This window comes from Mycobacterium genavense ATCC 51234, from assembly GCF_000526915.1.
Taxonomy (GTDB): domain Bacteria; phylum Actinomycetota; class Actinomycetes; order Mycobacteriales; family Mycobacteriaceae; genus Mycobacterium; species Mycobacterium genavense.
In genome coordinates, this window is record NZ_JAGZ01000009.1 from 121308 (window position 1) to 140805 (window position 19498).

At 67.6% G+C, this 19498-nt stretch carries 16 protein-coding genes and 1 pseudogene; 8 read left to right on the top strand and 9 right to left on the bottom strand.

What is annotated here, in order from left to right; genetic code table 11:
* The first annotated feature begins 85 nt into the window (after positions 1-85).
* From T428_RS0118815 to T428_RS0118845, 7 genes and pseudogenes are all read left to right on the top strand, one after another.
* On the top strand, positions 86-1552 hold the full coding sequence (locus tag T428_RS0118815; protein ID WP_025737699.1) for an LCP family protein: 1467 nt from the start codon (positions 86-88) through the stop codon (positions 1550-1552).
* A complete protein-coding gene (locus T428_RS0118820) occupies positions 1540-2268 on the top strand; it encodes a TIGR03089 family protein (protein WP_025737700.1) in 729 nt (242 codons plus the stop codon). The genes T428_RS0118815 and T428_RS0118820 overlap by 13 nt, the downstream gene beginning before the upstream one ends.
* Before the next feature lie 126 nt (positions 2269-2394).
* A complete protein-coding gene (locus T428_RS0118825; RefSeq protein ID WP_025737702.1) occupies positions 2395-2676 on the top strand; it encodes a DUF1490 family protein in 282 nt (93 codons plus the stop codon).
* 9 nt (positions 2677-2685) lie between these two features.
* On the top strand, positions 2686-4860 hold the full coding sequence (gene ctpC / locus T428_RS0118830) for a manganese-exporting P-type ATPase CtpC (protein ID WP_025737703.1): 2175 nt from the start codon (positions 2686-2688) through the stop codon (positions 4858-4860).
* 85 nt (positions 4861-4945) lie between these two features.
* Positions 4946-5860 (top strand): class I SAM-dependent methyltransferase, encoded by a 915-nt coding sequence (locus T428_RS0118835; protein WP_025737704.1) that lies wholly within the window; start codon positions 4946-4948, stop codon positions 5858-5860.
* Between the two features lie 16 nt (positions 5861-5876).
* Positions 5877-7051, top strand: a pseudogene (locus T428_RS29420) (CoA transferase).
* A gap of 311 nt (positions 7052-7362) precedes the next feature.
* Entirely contained in the window at positions 7363-9657 is a 2295-nt protein-coding gene (locus T428_RS0118845; RefSeq protein ID WP_025737705.1) for a SulP family inorganic anion transporter, read from the top strand.
* Here T428_RS0118845 and T428_RS0118850 read toward each other — a convergent pair.
* The 6 genes from T428_RS0118850 to T428_RS0118875 all read right to left on the bottom strand — a co-directional run bounded on the left by T428_RS0118850 (position 9596) and on the right by T428_RS0118875 (position 15829).
* Complete coding sequence (locus T428_RS0118850) at positions 9596-10036, bottom strand: response regulator (protein WP_025737706.1); 441 nt, start codon at positions 10034-10036, stop codon at positions 9596-9598. The two genes, T428_RS0118845 and T428_RS0118850, sit on opposite strands and share 62 nt — an antisense overlap.
* Positions 10033-11619 (bottom strand): sensor histidine kinase, encoded by a 1587-nt coding sequence (locus T428_RS0118855; RefSeq protein WP_025737707.1) that lies wholly within the window; start codon positions 11617-11619, stop codon positions 10033-10035. Before T428_RS0118855 ends, T428_RS0118850 begins: the two co-directional genes overlap by 4 nt.
* Positions 11616-12800 carry a PP2C family protein-serine/threonine phosphatase gene (locus T428_RS0118860; RefSeq protein WP_051465281.1) on the bottom strand — a complete coding sequence of 395 codons (1185 nt, stop codon included), beginning with the start codon at positions 12798-12800 and terminating at the stop codon, positions 11616-11618. The genes T428_RS0118855 and T428_RS0118860 overlap by 4 nt, the downstream gene beginning before the upstream one ends.
* 105 nt (positions 12801-12905) lie before the next feature.
* A complete protein-coding gene (locus T428_RS0118865) occupies positions 12906-14075 on the bottom strand; it encodes an acyl-CoA dehydrogenase (protein WP_025737709.1) in 1170 nt (389 codons plus the stop codon).
* A gap of 15 nt (positions 14076-14090) precedes the next feature.
* On the bottom strand, positions 14091-14606 hold the full coding sequence (purE, locus tag T428_RS0118870; RefSeq protein ID WP_025737710.1) for a 5-(carboxyamino)imidazole ribonucleotide mutase: 516 nt from the start codon (positions 14604-14606) through the stop codon (positions 14091-14093).
* Complete coding sequence (locus T428_RS0118875) at positions 14603-15829, bottom strand: 5-(carboxyamino)imidazole ribonucleotide synthase (protein ID WP_051465282.1); 1227 nt, start codon at positions 15827-15829, stop codon at positions 14603-14605. The genes purE and T428_RS0118875 overlap by 4 nt, the downstream gene beginning before the upstream one ends.
* A gap of 110 nt (positions 15830-15939) precedes the next feature.
* Between T428_RS0118875 and T428_RS0118880 the strand changes: the two genes are divergently transcribed.
* Positions 15940-16608: a GtrA family protein gene (locus tag T428_RS0118880; protein ID WP_025737712.1), complete on the top strand. Its 669-nt coding sequence runs from the start codon at positions 15940-15942 to the stop codon at positions 16606-16608.
* Here the strand turns inward: T428_RS0118880 and T428_RS0118885 are convergent.
* The 3 genes from T428_RS0118885 to T428_RS0118895 are packed head-to-tail and all read right to left on the bottom strand — an operon-like array spanning position 16554 to position 19489.
* A complete protein-coding gene (locus tag T428_RS0118885) occupies positions 16554-17081 on the bottom strand; it encodes a PH domain-containing protein (RefSeq protein ID WP_025737713.1) in 528 nt (175 codons plus the stop codon). The two genes, T428_RS0118880 and T428_RS0118885, sit on opposite strands and share 55 nt — an antisense overlap.
* Positions 17082-17090: 9 nt before the next feature.
* A complete protein-coding gene (locus T428_RS0118890) occupies positions 17091-17906 on the bottom strand; it encodes a biotin--[acetyl-CoA-carboxylase] ligase (RefSeq protein ID WP_025737714.1) in 816 nt (271 codons plus the stop codon).
* Positions 17907-17923: 17 nt separating this feature from the next.
* The gene (locus tag T428_RS0118895) at positions 17924-19489 is read right to left on the bottom strand and encodes an FAD-binding protein (RefSeq protein ID WP_025737715.1); all 1566 of its coding nucleotides are present in this window, start codon (positions 19487-19489) and stop codon (positions 17924-17926) included.
* Positions 19490-19498: the final 9 nt, after the last annotated feature.

The window sequence follows — 19498 nt, forward strand, 5'->3', positions numbered from 1 at the left end:
CTGGCATGTCTGCAAAAGGGCCGGAAAGGACGGGCCACGCCGCCGTCGGCTACTAGGGAAGCGACTGTGCCGCAAGTAGCCTAGTGTGATGTCTGTGCAACGTGTGGTTCGTGTTGTTGCCACTGTGCTAGCCGTCGCCGTCGTACTCGGCACCGGCGTCGCGTGGAACAATGTCCGAGCGTTCGAGGACGGCATCTTCCACATGTCGGCCCCGTCGTTGGGCAAGGGGGGCGACGACGGCGCGATCGACATCCTGCTGGTCGGCATGGACAGCCGCACCGATGCCCACGGCAACCCGCTGACCCCCGAGGAGCTGGCCGCGCTGAAGGCCGGTGACGAAGAAGCCACCAACACCGACACCATCATCCTGGTCCGGATACCGAACAACGGGAAATCGGCGACCGCCATCTCCATTCCGCGCGACTCCTATGTCACCGCGCCCGGTCTGGGCAAGACGAAGATCAACGGCGTCTACGGCCAAACCCGGGAAGCCAAGCGCACCGCCCTGGTCAAGGCGGGCGATTCGGCCGAGGACGCCGCCACCCAGGGCACCGAGGCCGGGCGGGAGGCCTTGATCAAGACCGTCGCCGACCTGACCGGCGTCACCGTCGACCACTATGCCGAGATCGGGCTGCTCGGTTTCGCGTTGATCACCGACGCCCTCGGTGGTGTCGATGTGTGTCTGAAAGACGCTGTGTACGAACCACTTTCGGGTGCCGACTTCCCGGCCGGCCCGCAAAAGCTGGACGGTGCCGAGGCGCTCAGCTTCGTGCGTCAGCGCCACGACCTGCCGCGCGGCGATCTCGACCGGGTGGTGCGCCAGCAGGTCGTGATGGCCTCGCTCGCCCACCGGGTGATCTCCGGTCAGACGCTGTCCAGCCCCAGCACGCTCAAGCGGCTGCAGGCGGCGGTGCAGCGCTCGGTGGTCATCTCCCAGGGCTGGGACGTGATGGATTTCGTCAAGCAGCTGCAGAAGCTGTCCGGCGGTAACGTCGCCTTCGCCACCATCCCGGTGCTCGACGGCGCCGGCTGGAGCGACGACGGCATGCAAAGCGTGGTCCGGGTGGACCCGCACCAGGTGCAGGACTGGGTCGCCGGCCTGCTGCACGACCAGGACGAGGGCAAGACCGAGCAACTGGCCTACACCCCCGCCAAGACCACCGCGAGCGTGGTGAACGACACCGATATCAACGGATTGGCCGCCGCGGTGTCAGACGTGTTGAGCTCCAAGGGATTTACCACCGGAGCCGTCGGCAACAACGACGGCGGCCACGTCAAGGCCAGCCAGGTGCGGGCCAGCAAGCCCGACGACATGGGAGCCCAGGAGGTCGCCAAGGAGCTGGGCGGGCTGCCCGTCGTACCCGATGCGTCGCTGGCGCCGGGATCGGTCCGAGTGGTGCTGGCCAACGACTACACCGGACCGGGCTCCGGCCTGTCCGGCAGCACGACGGCACCGGCCCGGGTGACAAACCAGTCGGCCACCGACCCGAATGTGCCGGCGCCCTCGCCGATCCTGACCGCCGGCAGCGACAAGCCGGAGTGCATCAACTGACCACGCTGTCCGGGGCGATCCTCGATCCGAAGCTGCGGGCCGACCCGGTCGGTCCGCGGATCACCTACTACGACGATGCCAGCGGCGAGCGCATCGAACTGTCCGCGGTGACCCTGGCCAACTGGGCCGCCAAGACCGGCAACCTGTTACGCGACGAGCTGGGTGCGGGCCCGACCAGCCGGGTGGCGATCCTGCTGCCGGCGCACTGGCAGACCGCGGCGGTGTTGTTCGGGGTGTGGTGGATCGGTGCCGAGGCCGTCCTCGCCGGGCCGGCCGACCTGGCGCTGTGCGCGGCCGAACGCCTGGACGAGGCCGACGCTGTAGTGGAACCCGGCGGAGAGGTGGCGGTGCTGTCGCTGGATCCGTTCGGCCGCCCGGCACCCGACCTGCCGATCGGCGTCACCGATTACGCCACCGCGGTGCGGGTGCACGGCGACCAGATCGTCCCCGAACTCCATCCCGGTGCCGCCCTGGCCGGCCGCTCCGTCGACGAAATCCTGGCCGACTGCGAAAACTCCGCGGCAGCAAGGGGTCTGACGGCCCGAGATCGGGTGCTGTCCACCGCCTCGTGGGCCGGCCCGACCGCGTTGGTCGACGGCCTGCTGGCGATCCTGGCCGTCGGCGCGTCGCTGGTGCAGGTGGCCAACCCCGATCCGTCGACACTGGCGCGCCGGGTCGAGACCGAGAAGGTCACCCGCGTCCTCGACGCATATTGATATAGCAATACATCAATGTTAACTTCGTGAAAGCATGGGGTGGACGGCGCGACAACTCGGCCGGTGCCGGGGAACGATCTGATAATGGTTGTTATTAATAACTAGGCGACGGGGAAGGATCCGGCAATGGCGGTATACGGGCTACTGGCAAAGGCGGCGGGAACGGTATTCACCGGTCTGGTCGGGGTGACGGCCTACGAGGTCGTGCGCAAGGCCGTGGCCAAGGTGCCGCTGCACCAGACCGCCGTGGCGACCGCGGAACTCGGATTGCGCGGCACCCGCAAAGCCGAGACGGCCGCGGAGTCGGCGCGCCTGCGGCTCGCCGATGTGATGGCCGAAGCCCGCGAACGCATCGGCGAGGAGGCACCCACCCCGTCGCTGGGCGACACCCACGATCACGACCACTGATCGCTCACCATGAGCCTCGCGATCGTTGAAGACATCGCAACCGCCAAAGACTCACCCCTCGAAGTACTTTCGGATGCCGCCGGGCGCATGCGGGTTGCCGTGCCCTGGGTGCGCTGCAGCGCCCGGCGGGCCGTCGCAGTCGAAGAGGCCGTCGCCAAGCAGACGGGCGTACGCGCCGTGCACGCCTACCCGCGCACCGGTTCGGTCGTCGTCTGGTATTCGCCGCGCCGCTGCGACCGCGCCGGGGTGCTGGCCGCGATCGACAGCGCCGAACACGTTGCCGCCGAACTGATTCCGTCACGCGCGCCACATTCGTCGGAAATCCGCAACTCCGACGTGTTGCGCATGGTGATCGGCGGGCTGGCCCTGAGCCTGCTCGGGGTGCGCCGCTACGTGTTCGCCCGGCCACCACTGCTCGGGGCGAGCGGGCGGGTGGTGGCCACCGGCGTCACGATCTTCACCGGCTATCCGTTTCTGCGCGGCGCGTTGCGCTCACTGCGATCCGGCAAGGCCGGCACGGATGCGCTGGTCTCGGCCGCCACCGTCGCGAGCCTGATCCTGCGCGAGAACGTGGTCGCCCTGACCGTGCTGTGGCTGCTCAATATCGGTGAGTACCTTCAAGATCTGACCTTGCGACGGACCCGACGGGCCATTTCGGAACTGCTGCGTGGCAGCCAGGACACGGCGTGGATCCGGCTCGTCGACGGGTCAGAAGTCCAGGTGCCGATCGACAGCGTCGAGATCGGCGACGAGGTGGTGGTGCACGACCACGTCGCGATCCCGGTGGACGGCGAAGTCGTCGACGGCGAGGCCGTCGTCAACCAATCCGCGATCACCGGCGAGAACCTGCCGGTCAGCGTCGGCGTGGGAACCCACGTGCACGCCGGCTCGGTCGTGGTGCGGGGGCGCGTCGTGGTGCGCGCACAGGCCGTCGGCAATCAGACCGCCATCGGGCGCATCATCACCCGCGTGGAGGAGGCGCAGCACGACCGGGCGCCCATCCAGACGGTCGGCGAAAACTTCTCGCGCCGTTTCGTTCCCACCTCGTTCGTCGTGTCGGCCATCACGCTGGCGATCACCGGAGACTTCCGGCGTGCGATGACCATGCTGTTGATCGCCTGCCCCTGCGCGGTGGGCCTGGCCACCCCGACCGCGATCAGCGCCGCGATCGGCAACGGCGCGCGCCGCGGCATCCTGATCAAGGGTGGATCGCACCTCGAGCAGGCGGGCCGGATCGACGCGATCGTGTTTGACAAGACCGGCACGCTGACCGTCGGGCGGCCGATTGTCACCAATATCGTTGCCATGCACTCCGATTGGCAACCCGAGCAGGTACTGGCGTATGCGGCCAGCTCGGAGATCCACTCCCGGCATCCGCTGGCCGAAGCCGTGATCCGCTCCACCGAGGAGCGCCACATCAGCATCCCGCCGCACGAGGAGTGCGAGGCGCTGGTCGGATTGGGCATGCGGACCAGGGCCGACGGCCGCACCCTGCTGCTGGGCAGCCCGTCGCTGTTGCAGTCCGAGCGGGTCAAGGTCTCCAAGAAGGCCAAGGCCTGGGTCGACAAGCTGCGCCGGCAGGCCGATACGCCGCTGCTGCTGGCGGTGGACGGCACCCTGGTCGGGTTGATCAGCCTGCGCGACGAAGTCCGCCCCGAGGCCGCCGAGGTGCTGAACAAGTTGCGGGCCGATGGAATTCGCCGCATCGTAATGCTCACCGGCGACCACCCGGACATCGCGCAGGTGGTCGCGGGCGAACTGGGCATCGACGAATGGCGCGCCGAGGTGATGCCGGAGGACAAGCTCGAGGTGGTGCGCGGGCTACAGGGCGAGGGCTTCGTCGTCGGCATGGTCGGCGACGGCATCAACGACGCCCCGGCGCTGGCGGCCGCCGACATCGGCATCGCGATGGGGCTGGCCGGAACCGACGTCGCGGTCGAGACCGCCGACGTGGCGCTGGCCAACGACGATCTGCATCGTTTGCTCGACATCCGCGATCTGGGCGCCCGGGCGGTCGACGTGATCCGGGAGAACTACGGCATGTCGATCGCCGTCAACGCCGTCGGGCTGATCATCGGCGCCGGCGGGGCCCTGTCCCCCGTGCTGGCCGCGATCCTGCACAACGCGTCGTCGGTTGCGGTGGTGGCCAACAGCTCTCGGCTGATCCGCTACCGCCTGGACTGAGCGGTCCCGGAGCCGGGGACGCCGAACGATCGCGAGACCGTATCGTTAATGTGTCTAACCAGTAATCGGCGGAAGGGGCGCATCCATGGCGCGCAGCGACAACGACACCTGGGACTTGGCGACGAGCGTGGGAGCCACCGCCACCATGGTGGCCGCCGGACGGGCCCGGGCCACCAAGGACGGACTGATCGACGACCCGTTCGCCGAACCGCTGGTGCGTGCCGTGGGCATCGACTTCTTCACCCGGTGGGCCAACGGCGAGCTCGACGCCTCCGACGTCGACGAGCCCGACGCGCCCTGGGGTATGCAGCGGATGACCGACCTGCTGGCCGCGCGCACGCGCTACATCGACGCGTTCTTCGCCGATGCCGCGGCGGCGGGTCTGCGCCAGGTCGTCATCCTGGCCTCCGGCCTGGACGCACGCGGGTACCGGCTGCCGTGGGCGCCGGGAACGACGGTGTTCGAGATCGACCAGCCGGAGGTCATCGAGTTCAAGACCACCACGATCGACGCGCTCGGCGCCAAGCCCACCGCCGAGATCCGCGCCGTCGCGGTCGACCTGCGTTACGACTGGCCATCGGCACTCCAGCAGGCTGGGTTCGATACCGGCCAACCCGCCGCGTGGGCCGCCGAGGGTCTCCTCGGCTTCCTGCCGCCCGACGCGCAGGATCGCTTGCTGGACAACATCACCGCGCTGTCGGCCGACAAGAGCCGGCTGGTGGCCGAGATCTTCATCAACACCGGCTCCAATGAGACCGCGTTGAACGCCGCCAGCCAACGGTGGCGGGAGAAGGGGCTCGACGTCGTGCTCGACGATCTGGGCTTTCCCGGCGAACGCAACGATGCGGCCGCGTATCTGCGGGACCGCGGCTGGCAGCCGGTCAGCACCCGACTGAACCAACTGTTGGGCGACAACGGATTACCGCAACAACCCGACGGCGACGACGCCCCGTTCGCCAAGAACTATTACTGCACCGCAGTTTTGCACAAGGCAGGGTAAAAGGAAGGCCTCCAGGATGCCAAACAGCCAGCCGCCCAAGCCACTTGACGGATGCCGGGTTCTCGACTTCACGCAGAACATCGCCGGGCCGCTGGCCGGACAGGTCATGGCCGACCTCGGTGCCGAGGTCATCAAGGTCGAGGCGCCCCACGGCGAGGCCGCGCGGCAGATCGTCGCGGTGCTGCCCGGCCGGCCGCCGCTGCCCACCCTGTTTTTGCCCCACAACCGGGGCAAGAAGCCGGTGGCGGTGGACCTCACCGACGACGAAGCCAAACAACAGATCTTGCGGCTGGTCGACACCGCCGACGTCGTGCTCGAAGGGTTTCGTCCCGAAGTGATGGAGCGGATGGGACTGGGCCCCGACGAGTTACGGTCCCGCAACCCAAAGCTCATCTACGCGCGTTTGTCCGCATACGGCGGCAACGACCCGGAAGGCAGCCGGCCGGGCGTCGACCTGATGGTGGCCGCCGAGTCCGGCATGACCACCGGAATGCCCACGCCGAGCGGTAAACCGCAGATCATCCCATTCCAGCTGGTCGACGCCGCCAGCGGTCACGTGTTGGCCCAGGCGGTGCTGGCCGCGCTGCTCAACCGCGAGCGCCACGGTGTGGCGGACGTGGTCCGGGTCGCGATGTACGACGTCGCGGTGGGTTTGCAGGCCAGCCAGCTCACGATTCACCTGAACAAGCCCACACCGAAGCCGGACGCGGAGCCAACTACCAAGAAGCGCAAGGGAGTTGGCTTCGCCACCCAGCCGTCGGATGCGTTCAAGGCATCGGACGGTTATCTGGTGATCAGTGCGTATGTGCCCAAGCACTGGGCGAAGCTGTGCGAATCATCGGCCGCCCCGACATGTTGGAAGACGAGCGGTTCATCGACCAGCACTCCCGCGCCATGAATTACGCCGAATTGACCGAGGAACTCGAGAAGGCGCTGGCCGCCAAGACCGCTGCCGAATGGGTTCAGCTGCTGCAGGCGGGCGGCTTGATGGCCTGCCTGGCCTACACCTGGAAACAGGTGGTCGATACCCCGCTGTTCGCCGAGAACGAACTCGCGCTGACGGTCGGCAGCGGTGACGATGAAATCACGGTGATCCGCACTCCGGCCCGCTACTCGAGCTTCGACGCGACCGCGGCCGAGCCTCCACCCGCTCCCGGCCAGCACAACGACATGTTCTTGGCCGAGCCCTGATTTCGCGGCCCGGCTTTCTTTGAATCGCCGATGAAACGAGTTGTTGTCAAACCACCGACACCTGGGTTTCTTTGAGTTGTCGATGAATCCACGTGGGCGTATCCCGGCAATCGAGCGCTCACGAAACGCGTTCTCCACCAGTTAGCCGCAGGCGGCACAACGTCTTGTCGCTCGTCCATGCGACTTGCCTTGGTTGCCAAAGCCGGTGGGCGCGCGATTGACACGCGCCGTTCTATCGGTCATAAAGGGTCGTAAGCCCGCGGTAGCGGATAGCCGCTTGCCAACTTCCTAACCGTTGGAGTAGTCCTCTTATGAATGCGCCCACAAGCAATGTCGTAGCGGCGGCCAAATCCGGGTCGCTACTGGACAATCTGCGACACGACGTACCCGCGTCGCTCGTCGTCTTCCTTGTGGCCCTACCGCTTTCGCTCGGCATCGCGATCGCCTCCGGGGCCCCGCTGGCCGCCGGCCTGATCGCCGCGGTCGTGGGCGGCATCTTCGCCGGTGCACTCGGCGGGTCGTCGGTTCAGGTCAGCGGCCCGGCCGCGGGCCTCACCGTGGTGGTCGCCGGACTGATCGATGACCTCGGTTTCCCGATGTTGTGCCTGATGACCACCGCTGCGGGCGCGCTGCAGGTCGCGTTTGGCCTGAGTCGGTTGACGCGCACCGCGCTCGCCATTGCGCCGGTGGTGGTGCACGCGATGCTGGCCGGCATCGGTATCACGATCATGTTGCAACAGGTCCACGTTCTGATCGGTGGTTCGTCGCATAGTTCCGCGTGGCAGAACCTCGTGGCATTACCCGACGGGATTCTGCACCACGAACTGCACGAGGTGATCACCGGTGGCATCGTCATCGTGATCTTGTTGCTGTGGTCGAGGCTGCCCGCAAAGGTACGGCTGATCCCCGCTCCGCTGGTGGCCATCGTCTTGGCGACCGCGCTGGCGATGGCGGCGGGGCTGGACACCGATCGAATCTCGCTGTCGGGCAACTTCTTCGACGCCGTCAACTTGCCGCACCTCTCGGGAGCCTCTCCGAAAGGCATACCGTGGCTCGACGAGGCCGAGGACATCGGCGTCGGCATCCTGACCATCGCCCTGATCACCAGTGTCGAGTCGCTGCTGTGCGCGGTCGGTGCCGACAAACTGCACAAGGGGCCACGGACGAACTTCGACCGGGAGATCATCGGACAGGGCACCGCGAACATGGTGTCCGGCTTACTGGGCGGCCTGCCGATCACCGGCGTCATCGTGCGCAGCTCGGCCAACGTCGCCGCCGGCGCGCGAACCCGGATGTCGGCGGTGCTGCACGGCGTTTGGATCCTGCTGTTCGCCTCGCTGTTCACCGAACTGGTGGAGCTCATCCCGAAGGCGGCGCTGGCCGGACTGCTGATCGTGATCGGCGGCCAGTTGATCAAGCTGGCTCATATCATATTGGCATGGCGCACAGGCAATTTCGCGGTATACGCCGTCACCATGTTGTCGGTGGTGTTCCTCAACCTGCTGGAAGGTGTGATCATCGGGCTCGCCGTCGCCATCGGCTTCCTACTGGTCAGGGTGACCCGCGCCCCGGTCGCGGTGCAACCGATCGGCGACGAAGAATCCAAGCAGTGGCGCATCGATATCGACGGCACGCTGAGCTTTCTGCTCTTACCGCGCCTGACAAAGGCTCTCGCGTCGGTCCCTGAGGGGTCGGAGGTTACGCTGAACCTGAACGCGGACTACATCGACGACTCGGTGGCCGAAACGATCGGGGATTGGCAACACGCGCACGAGGCGCGGGGCGGGGTGGTCGTCATCGTCGAGACGACGGACGCGAAGCTGCAGAACGCGCACGCGAGTCCCCCCAAGCGGCACTTCGCACCCCATCCGATCGGGTTGGTGCCGTGGCGGTCGGCGCGCAACAGAACCCAAAACGACGGCGATGCTTCCATTCTCGACCGCGTCGATGAGTACCACCGCAACGGCTCGGCCGTCTTGCATCAGCACGTCTCCGGGCTCGGCGGCGCTCACGACCCGTATGCGCTGTTCCTCACCTGCGCGGATGCCCGGATCCTGCCGAACGTCATCACCGCCAGCGGCCCCGGCGACCTGTACACCGTCCGAAACTTCGGCAACCTGGTGCCGACCGACGGGAGCGACCGATCGGTCGACGCCGCACTGGAATTCGCCGCGAGCCAGCTGGGTGTGCGTTCGGTGGTCATCTGCGGGCATTCGTCCTGTGCCGCCATGAAGGTGCTTCTCGAGGAGACCCCCGATCAAGCCGCCACCCCGATGGGTCGGTGGCTGGAATACGGCCGTGCGAGTCTGGACGCCTACCGGGACCACCATCCGGCCCGGGCGAGCGCCGAAGCCGTCGGCTATTCGGAGATCGACCAGCTGAGCATCGTCAATATCGCTATCCAACTGGAACGGCTGATCCGCCATCCGATGTTGGCCGCCGCGGTCTCCTCCGGCGACATCCAGGTGGAAGGCATCTTCTTCGACATCACGACCACCCGGGTCTACGAGGTGACTCCACACGGCATCGTGTGCCCCGAAGAACCTACACGCCCGGCAGCCGAACAACCTGAAGGAAGAACTCGTCGATCTGCCGCACCGCGCTGATGAATTGGTCGAGGTCGACCGGCTTGGCGACATAGGCGTTGGCGTGCAGCTTGTAGCTGCGCAGGATGTCTTCCTCCGCCGCGGACGTGGTGAGCACGACGACCGGGATGCGCGCCAGATCGGCGTCGGACTTCACCTTTTCCAGCAGCTGGCGACCGTCGTACTTGGGCAGGTTCAGATCCAGCAGGATGAGATCCGGTCGCGGCGCGCCTTCGAACCGACCCCGCTTGTAGAGAAAGTCCAGGCCCTCCTCGCCGTCGTGCGCGACATGCAGCCGGTTCTGAAATTTGTTGTGCTCCAATGCCTCCCGCGTGATGAGTTCGTCTCCCGCGTCGTCCTCGACCAATAGGATCTCGATTGCTCTGTTGGGGGGTGTCATTGACGCGCTCCTTCCAGGGCGGCGGGGCGTTCCGCGTCCACGGCGGCCGGAAGCGTGAATTCGAATCGGGTTCCGTCGGTGTAGGTCGAGTCGATCCGGATTGCGCCGTCGTGGTATTCGACGATCTTTTTCACCAGGGCCAGACCGACCCCCGTTCCCGGATACACCCCGCGGCCGTGCAACCGCTGGAAGATGACGAACACCTTGTCGGTGAATTCTTCGGCGATTCCGATGCCGTTGTCCGACACGGTCAACAACCATTCGCCGGTATCTCGGCGCAATTCGCAGTCGACGACGACACGGGGCAGCCGGTCGACGTGACGGAATTTGATCGCGTTACCAATCAGGTTCTGCCACAACATGGTCAGCAATGTCGGGTCTCCGACGATCCGCGGCAGCGGCTGGCTCGGGCGCACCACCTCGGTGCCCGATTCCTCGATGGCGACCGAGAGGTTGCCCATGGCCGCTTCCAGCGTCGCGTCCAGCTCGACCTGGGTTTGCTTGCTGCCCACCCGGCCGACTCGCGAGAAGGTCAGCAGGTCGTTGATCAACACCTGCATGCGTTTGGCGCCATCGACGGCATAGCCGATGTATCCGATTCCGCGCTCGTCGAGCTGGTCCGCGTAGCGCTTTTCCAGCAGCTGGCAGAACGAGGCGACCTTGCGCAGCGGCTCCTGCAGATCGTGCGAAGCGACGTAGGCGAACTGCTCGAGCTCGGCGTTGGAACGCTTCAATTCGATTGTCTGCTCGTCCAATCGCGCCCCGGCCGCCCGCGATACGTCCAGCGCCGAAACGATGCGCTGCCGCATGTTCTCGACGTCGATCGCCATGTCGCGAATGTCCTTGGGCCGCCGCGGCGGCGTGATGGTTTCGGTAAAGTTGCCCTCGGTGATCCGCCGGCACGACGCGGCCAGCGCCGCGAGCGGGAGGGTGATGGCGCGGCGGGTCAGCAACCCCAAGGTGATGGCGAGACCGAAGAACACCAGTACGACCGCGCCAAGCACCCGGTCCCGCCAAGCCCTGATGTCCTTCAATTCGTCAGCCGCATGCGCCGACGCTGCTTCCAGATCGGAATTCTGTGTATCGAAAAGTCCTCGCAAATGGTCGAATTCGGCTTTTCCGCGATCGGCGACCCGGGTGCTCACCACGTCGGGAGCGTTCGGCGTCAGGCTCGCGATCAGCGGCTCGGCCGAGCTGGCCCGCCAGTTGGCCGCGGCCCGCTCGATCGCGTCCAGATCGTTGGCCAACTCCACGCGGTCACCGACCAACCGCCGGATATCCTCGGCCGCTGCGTGTTCGGCCTGCTGCCCGTCGTAATAGGGCGTCAGGAACTGCCGGTCGGCCGCGATCGCGTAGCCACGCACACCCGTCTCCTGGTCGCGCAACGCCGCCTGCAGCCCGAATGCGGCCACCCGCGCGGGCTGAAGCTCTTCGCTCAGGCCGTGCGATACCTCGTCGAAGCGGTTCAGCAGCAGCGCGCCGGCCACCGCGCCGGCGAGCACCAGCAAGCCCATGCTCAACAGCACGAGGAACAGCCATCCCCGGACGGTCAGCTGGGCCCACGGGTGCGCGTCGGTGTTCATGTCGCGGTCCGCTCGACGCGTACCACGGCGATGTCGTCGGTGAGGCCGCCGCGCGGCTCCGCGAGTTCTCCGGTGCCGTCGATCAGCGCGTCGACGAATGCCGCACCGGGTAAGCCACCGTGGGTCCGCGCCAGTGCCAGCAAGCCATCCTCCCCCAGTCGCTCGTTGCCGGTTCCGCAGTATCCCTCGAACAGGCCGTCGGTGAGCAGCAACAGCCCCTGCCCCAGCGGCAGTTCCAGTTCGGACTGCGGCCAGTCGTCGGCACCCAGTCCCAGCGCCGGCCCGGCCGGCGGTTCGATCCACTCCACCGTTGCGGCGCCTTGGCGCAACATACCCGGATGCCCGGCCCGGATACAGCTGATGCGGCCGGTGTCGGGCGCGAACTCGAGCGACAGGACCGTCGCGAAGATGCCGCTGCCCATGCGTTCGGCGTGCAGCACCCGCTCCAGCTGCCGCATCGATTCAGCGGCCCGCACCCCGGCGAACGTGAGTGCGCGCCAAGCGATCCGCAGCGCCGCACCCAGCGCGGCCTCGTTGGGCCCGTGCCCGGCGACGTCTCCGATCAGGACGTGCACGACCCGGTCCGGCGTCTGCACGACGTCGTAGAAGTCACCGCACAGCAGCGCGTCAGCACGACTCGGCCGGTACCGGGCCACGATCGCGACGCCCGGGTCCTCCAGCAGCAGCGGCGACGGCAGCAGGCCGCGTTCGAGCAGGGCGTTCTCGCGGGCCCGAAGCTGTGTCGCGTGCAGGTCCGCGGCGATGATCTCCACCCGCTTGCGCTCGATCGCGTACAGCAGCGCACGACGCAGCATGTCGGCTTCGACGCGGCCCTTGACCAGATAATCCTGTGCCCCCGCCGCGACCGCCGAGGCGCCGAAGAATTCGTCGTTGAAACCGGTCAGCACCACGATCGGCACGGTCGCATCGTGTTTGGCGATGCGGTCCAGGGCTTCGATGCCGCTGGCGTCGGGCAGCTGCAGGTCCAGCAGCACGCAGTCGGGCCGCGCGGTGGCCAGCTCACGCTCGGCGTGCGCCATCGACTGCGCCCAGGTCACCCGGATGTCGTCGACCCCGCTGGAGATCAGGTCTTCGACCAGCACCGCGTCGGCGCGGTCGTCTTCGACCAGGAGCAACGACAATGTCTGCCAGCTCGCCGCCGGGGTGACTGGGCTAAGCATTCCCCACCCCTTGCCGCAGTCGTAACCTGCTCATTGGCGCTACGCGTGGCCGTTACCCTCCAAACGGCGCTTGGTCGTAGCGCACGATCCTATCCCGAAAAACACTCAGCGCAGCAGCGCCCGCGACATCACCACGCGCTGAATCTGATTGGTGCCCTCGTAGATCTGGGTGATTTTGGCGTCGCGCATCATCCGCTCGACGGGAAAGTCGACGGTGTAGCCGGCGCCGCCGAACAGTTGCACGGCGTCGGTGGTGGCCTCCATCGCGACGTCGGAGGCAAAGCACTTGGAGGCCGCCGAGATGAACCCCAGATTGGACTCGCCGCGTTCGGCCCGCGCGGCGGCGCTGTAGACCATCAGCCGAGCCGCCTCCACCTTCATCGCCATGTCGGCCAGCATGAACTGCACGCCCTGGTTGTCGCTGATCGGGCGGCCGAACTGCTTGCGATCCTTGGTGTAGGCGATGGCGGCGTCCACCGCGCCCTGCGCGATCCCGACGGCCTGCGCCCCGATGGTCGGGCGGGTGTGGTCCAGGGTGGCCAGCGCCGTCTTGAAACCAGTGCCGGGCTCGCCGATGATCCGGTCGCCCGGGATGCGACAGTTCTCGAAGTACAGCTCGGTGGTCGGTGAGCCCTTGATGCCGAGCTTGCGCTCATTCGGTCCCACGCTGAATCCCTCGTCGTCGGCGTGCACCATGAACGATGAGATGCCGTTGGCACCCTTGTCGGGATCGGTCACCGCCATCACGGTGTACCAGGTTGACTTGCCGCCGTTGGTGATCCAGCACTTGGCGCCGTTGAGAATCCAGTCGTCGCCGTCGGCCTTGGCGCGGGTGCGCATCGACGCCGCGTCACTGCCGGCCTCCCGCTCGCTCAGGGCGTAGGACGCCATCGCGCTGCCATCGGCGATCGACGGCAAAACCTGCTTTTTCAGCTCTTCGGAGCCGCGCAGGATCAGGCCCATGGTGCCGAGCTTGTTCACCGCCGGAATCAGCGAAGCCGACGTGTCGACCCGGGCGACCTCCTCGATCACGATGCAGACCGCGACGGAGTCCGCGCCCTGACCGCCGTACTCCTCGGGCACGTGCACGGCGTTGAAGCCCGATGCATTCAGCGCGTCGAGCGCCTCGGACGGGAAGCGGGAATTCTCGTCCACGTCGGCGGCGTGCGGAGCGATTTCCTTTTCCGCCAGCGCCCGAATCGCCGCCCGCATTTCCTGGTGTTCCTCGGGCAGTTGGAACAGATCGAAGTCGGGGTGTCCGGCCCATGCAGCCATCTTGAAATCTCCTTGCTAGTCGCCGGTAACTTTACCCTGGAGCTGTTGCAGGGCCTCATTCTTGGCCCGCACGCTGTCGGCCAGCTGTTGCTGGAATGCCACCACCCGGGCCCGCAGGGCCGGGTCGAAGGCGCCGAGAATCCGCACCGCCAGCAAGCCGGCGTTGCGGCCCCCGCCGATCGAGACCGTGGCCACCGGCACGCCGGCGGGCATCTGCACGATCGACAGCAGCGAATCCAGCCCGTCGAGGCGGGCCAGCGGCACCGGCACCCCGATCACCGGCAGCGGTGTCGCGGCGGCGACCATGCCGGGCAGGTGCGCGGCGCCCCCGGCGCCGGCGATGATGACCTCGATGCCGCGGTCGGCCGCGCCCCGGGCGTAGTCAAACATCACGTCCGGGGTGCGATGCGCGGAGACCACGCGGACCTCGGCCGGGATATCAAATTCGGCCAGCGCCGCGGCGGCGTCGGCCATCACCGACCAGTCGCTGTCGCTGCCCATGATCACCCCGACGCGGGGGGTTTCACTCATCGGCGCCGCTCCTCATGTGGATCCCATCCGTCCGCCCACTGCCCATGTGCCAACCAGTGTGCCGCCAGCTCGGCGCGTTCACGAAGCGTCGGCAGGTCGGCGGCGTCGTCACCCAGAAAGTTGACGTGCCCAACCTTGCGGCCCGGACGCTCGCCCTTGCCGTACAGATGCACCCGGGCATCGGGCATCCGCGCGTACAGATGATGCAGCCGCTCGTCGACGGTCATCTCCGGCGGCTGCGCGGCGCCCAGCACGTTGGCCATCACCGTCACAGGCGCGATGGCATCGGTCGTGCCGAGCGGGTAGTCCAGCACCGCCCGCAGGTGCTGTTCGAACTGGCTGGTGCGCGACCCGTCCATGCTCCAGTGCCCGGAGTTGTGCGGCCGCATCGCCAGCTCGTTGACCAGCAGTTCGCCGTCGGTGGTCTCGAACAGCTCGACGGCCAGCAGACCGACGACGCCGAGTTCGGCCGCCAGCCGCAGCGCCAGCTGCTGCGCGGCCGCGGCCACGCCTTGGGGCAGCTCCGGGGCGGGCGCGATCACCAGCACGCAGATGCCGTCGTCTTGCACCGTCTCGACCACCGGCCACGCCGCGCCCTGGCCGAACGGCGAGCGCGCCACCAGCGCCGCCAGTTCGCGTCGCAATTCGACCTTTTCCTCGAGCACCACCGACACCCCGTCGGCCAGGTACGAGCGGGCGATCTCCCACGCATCCGCCGGGTCGCGCGCCAGCCGCACGCCCCGGCCGTCGTAACCCCCGCGGGCCGCCTTGACCACCAGCGGGGGCTCGACATGGCGCGCGAAGGCGTCCAGCTCGTCCAGGCGGTCCAGCGAATCCAGGCCGAGATAGCGCGGCACCGCGGCGCCGAGGGCGTCCAGCTTGCGGCGCATCACGAGCTTGTCCTGGGCGTGCACCAACGCCTGCGGCGGCGGTGCCACGTTGACGCCCTCGGCGACCAGCTTCTCCAGCAGCTCCGTCGGGACGTGCTCGTGGTCGAAGGTCAGCACGTCGGCACCGGCGGCGACCCGGCGCAGGTCGTCAACATCGGCATGCGAACCGATTACCACGTCGGGGGTGACCTGGGCGGCAGGCTCGTCGGCGGCGGTCGCCAGCACCCGCAGGCTTTGCCCCAGCGCGATCGCGGCCTGGTGCGTCATCCGGGCTAGTTGACCACCGCCGACCATCGCGACCACCGGAGCGCGTGTACTCGGCACGGCCATCATGGTGTCACGGGACGACAGTTCCGTGCTCAGGGCGTGTTGACCGGCAGTGACGCGAAATCGTTAGCTACCATTTTGCGCCGTTTTCGAGTCCGTCCGTACACTCACGTCTTGTGTCCTTCGCCGATGCCACAATCGCGCGCTTGCCGCAGGCCATTCAGCCCTATGCACAGCGCCATCATGAATTCATCAAATTCGCCATCGTCGGGGGCACCACTTTCGTCATCGACTCGGCAATTTTCTACACGCTGAAGCTGACGATTCTGGACACCAAGCCGGTGACGGCCAAGGTCATCGCCGGCATCGTCGCGGTCATCGCGTCCTATGTGCTGAACCGGGAGTGGAGCTTCCGCGACCGCGGCGGCCGCGAGCGCCATCACGAGGCGCTGCTGTTCTTCGCGTTCAGCGGGGTGGGCGTGCTGCTGAGCATGGCGCCGCTGTGGATTTCCAGCTACATCCTGCAGTTGCGTGAGCCGACGGTGTCGCTGACGGTGGAGAACATCGCGGACTTCATCTCCGCCTACATCATCGGCAACCTGCTGCAGATGGCATTTCGGTTCTGGGCGTTCCGGCGCTGGGTGTTCCCCGACCAGTTCGCCCGCAACCCCGACAAGGCACTGGAGTCCGCGCTCACCGCGGGCGGGATTGCCGAGGTATTCGAGGACGAGGTCGAGTCCGGCAACGTCACCATGCTGCGCGCCTGGCGCAACCGGCGCGGCCGCATCAGTCAGCTCGGTGACTCCCCGACTTCAGGGGAACCCAGGGTGTCGAAAACTTCGTGATACAGCAGCGCGTGCACCTCGCGTAGCCGCGGAATGTTGTAGAACTCCAACGGATCCTGGGATGCCGACTCGATGATCAGGGTGCCGGTGCGAAACGGGCGCTCCCAGATCTTGTCCCGGAATTCCACGCTGTTGATGCGCGCCAACGGGATGTCGATACCACTGCGGGTCAGCAATCCGTGCCGATACATCACGCGGCGATTGGTGACGACGAAATGTGTGGTGAGCCAAGTTAAGAACGGCCACAGCGTCAGCCAGCCGACGATCACCAACCAGATGCCCCAAATGACGCCGTGGATGATGTTTTTGGCCAGCTGCTCCCAGTGCGTGGAGTTGACGTAGCCGGACCCGAACGCCGCCAGGCCGGTCACCAGAATGAAAACCGCGACCGGCCCGATCAATCGCTTCCAGTGCGGGTGGCGATGGATGACGACCTGTTCGCCGGCGGCCAGGGCGTTGTCGGGATAGCTCATGTGGTGACATTAGCCCCGCAAATGCACGACGTCACCGGCGGAGACGACGACAGTCTCGTTCGCGGCGTCCAGACACAGCCGGCCGTGATCGTCGATTCCGCTGGCGGTGCCGACGATTTCCCGGCCGCCGGGCAGCTGTACGCGCACCCGGGTGCCGAGGGTCAGGCTGCGCGCCCGGTAGTCGGCGGCTAACTGCCAGTCCGCCCCGCGCGCGGCCTGCCACGCGACGATGCGGCCGCCGAGTTCGCGCAACACCGCGCACACCAGCCGATCCCGGTCCGGGGCCGCCACGCCCAGGTCGAACAACGACGTCGCGCCCGGCCCGTCGACCTCCTCGGGCGGCTGGGTCACGTTGAGCCCCAAGCCAATTACCACAACCGGCCGGGCGACCTCGGCGAGGATCCCGGCCAGTTTGCCCCCGCCGGCCAGCACGTCGTTGGGCCACTTGAGGCCCAGCTCGACATTGCTGCCCCGCAGCAGCGGGGCCACGGCGTCGACGACCGCCACCCCGGTGGCCAACGGCAGCCAGCCCCACCCGGTGACCGGGACGTCGACGACGCTGACCGCGACCGACATGGTGATCTGCGCGCGCGGCGAGGCCGACCAGCCGCGGCCGTGCCGCCCGCGCCCGGCGGTCTGGTGTTCGGCGATCAGCACCGCTCCGGCGATGTCGGTGCCGTCGGCCGCGCGGGCCAGCAGATCGGCATTGGTCGAACCGGTCTGTTCGACGACATCGAGTCGCCGCCAACCCAATCCGGTGCCGACCAGCTCGGCGCGCAGCACGGCCGCATTCAACGGAGTTCGGAACTGATGTCGGTCGGTCACCGGATCCAGCGTAGAGGTCAGCGGCGCCGCTCTCGCGTGTCGTTGAGCATTTCCAGGACGGCCAGGTGGCTGAACAGCATGCTGGTCCCGATCGGGTTGCCGCCGCCGGGATAGGTCAGCCCGCTGGGGGCGGCCATCGTGTTGCCCGCGGCGTACAGCCCGGGAATGGGGTCGCCGGCGGTGTCGAGGACGCGCGCGGCCGCGTCGGTGCGCAGGCCGCCCTTGGTGCCCAGATCCGAAAGCCCGAACTGCGCGGCGTGGTACGGCGGCGTGGCGATCGGCACCAGCGGTGAGGCGCCCGCCGAGAACGCCCGATCGAAAGCCTCCTCGCCCCGGCCGAAGTCCACGTCGACACCGGCGGCGGCAAAGTCGTTGAACCGGGCCACCGTTGCGGCCAGCCGATCGCCGGGCACCCCGATCTTGGCGGCCAGCTCCTCGAGGGTGTCGGCGGTGTGCCACAGGCCGGCGGCGACGTACTTCTCGGTCTCGACGATGGACACATTGGCCGCCTTGACCGGCGGCACCTCGCCCTCGGAGTCGTCGTAGATCCTCCAGTACGGCAACGACATCGAGCCGTCTTGCAGCTGCGCGATGATCTCGCGCCCGACCCGGTCGTAGGCCCGGGACTCGTTGACGAATCGGTTGCCGTGCTGGTTGACGAAGATGCCGCCGGTGAACCACAGCGCGAACGCGCAGCGACCGTCGGGATGCGCCATGCCCGGTGACCACCAGGCCTGGTCCAGCAGGTCGGTGTCGGCGCCCGCGGCGATGCCGGCCTGCAGCGCCAGGCCGCGACTTCCCGGGCCGCCCATGGTGTCTCGGGCCACGCCCGGCACGCCGTATGCGCGACGCAATTCCTCGTTGGCTTCGAAACCGCCGGCGGCCAGCAGCACGCCCCGGCGGGCCCGGATGGCGCGGCGCTGCCCAGCGGTCTCGACGATCGCTCCGGTCACGGCACCGTCGGCCAGCACCAGCTCGACCAGCGCGGTGTCGCGGTGCAGCGACGCGGCCGGGTACTGCGCGATGGCGTTGAGGAATCGCGCGATCAGCGCGCGACCGCCGAGGTAGTAGTCGGCCGGGGTTTCGGCGCCGAGCCGGTCGGTGTCCAGCGGCCCGCGGATCGCGTCGCGCAGTTCGGGGGCGGCGGCCACCTTCAACGGCTTTGCGGCAATGTGCCGCTGACCGTCCAGGCGCGCCTTCGGCGCCTTGCCGTAGTAGTCGGGCCACGGCAGCGGCACGAACTTGATGTTCGGGTCTTGCTCGAGGTACTCGATCAGCGGCGCGCAGCCGCGCACGAACGTCTCCTGCAGCTCGCGGGGAGTGCGGTCACCGACCACGGCGCGGTAATAGGTCAGGGCGTCCTCGATGGTGTCGTCGGTGCCGGCCCGCACCAGCACGGGATTGCACGGGAACCAGACCCCGCCCCCGCCGGAGTAGGCCGTCGTGCCGCCGAACTTGTCGGTCGCCTCGACCAACACCACCTCGAGGCCTTCGCGGGCCGCGGTGTAGGCGCCGGTGACCCCGCCGCCGCCCGACCCGGCGACCAGCACGTCGCACTCGTCGCTCCACTGCATCGTGCCCATAGTCAGCGC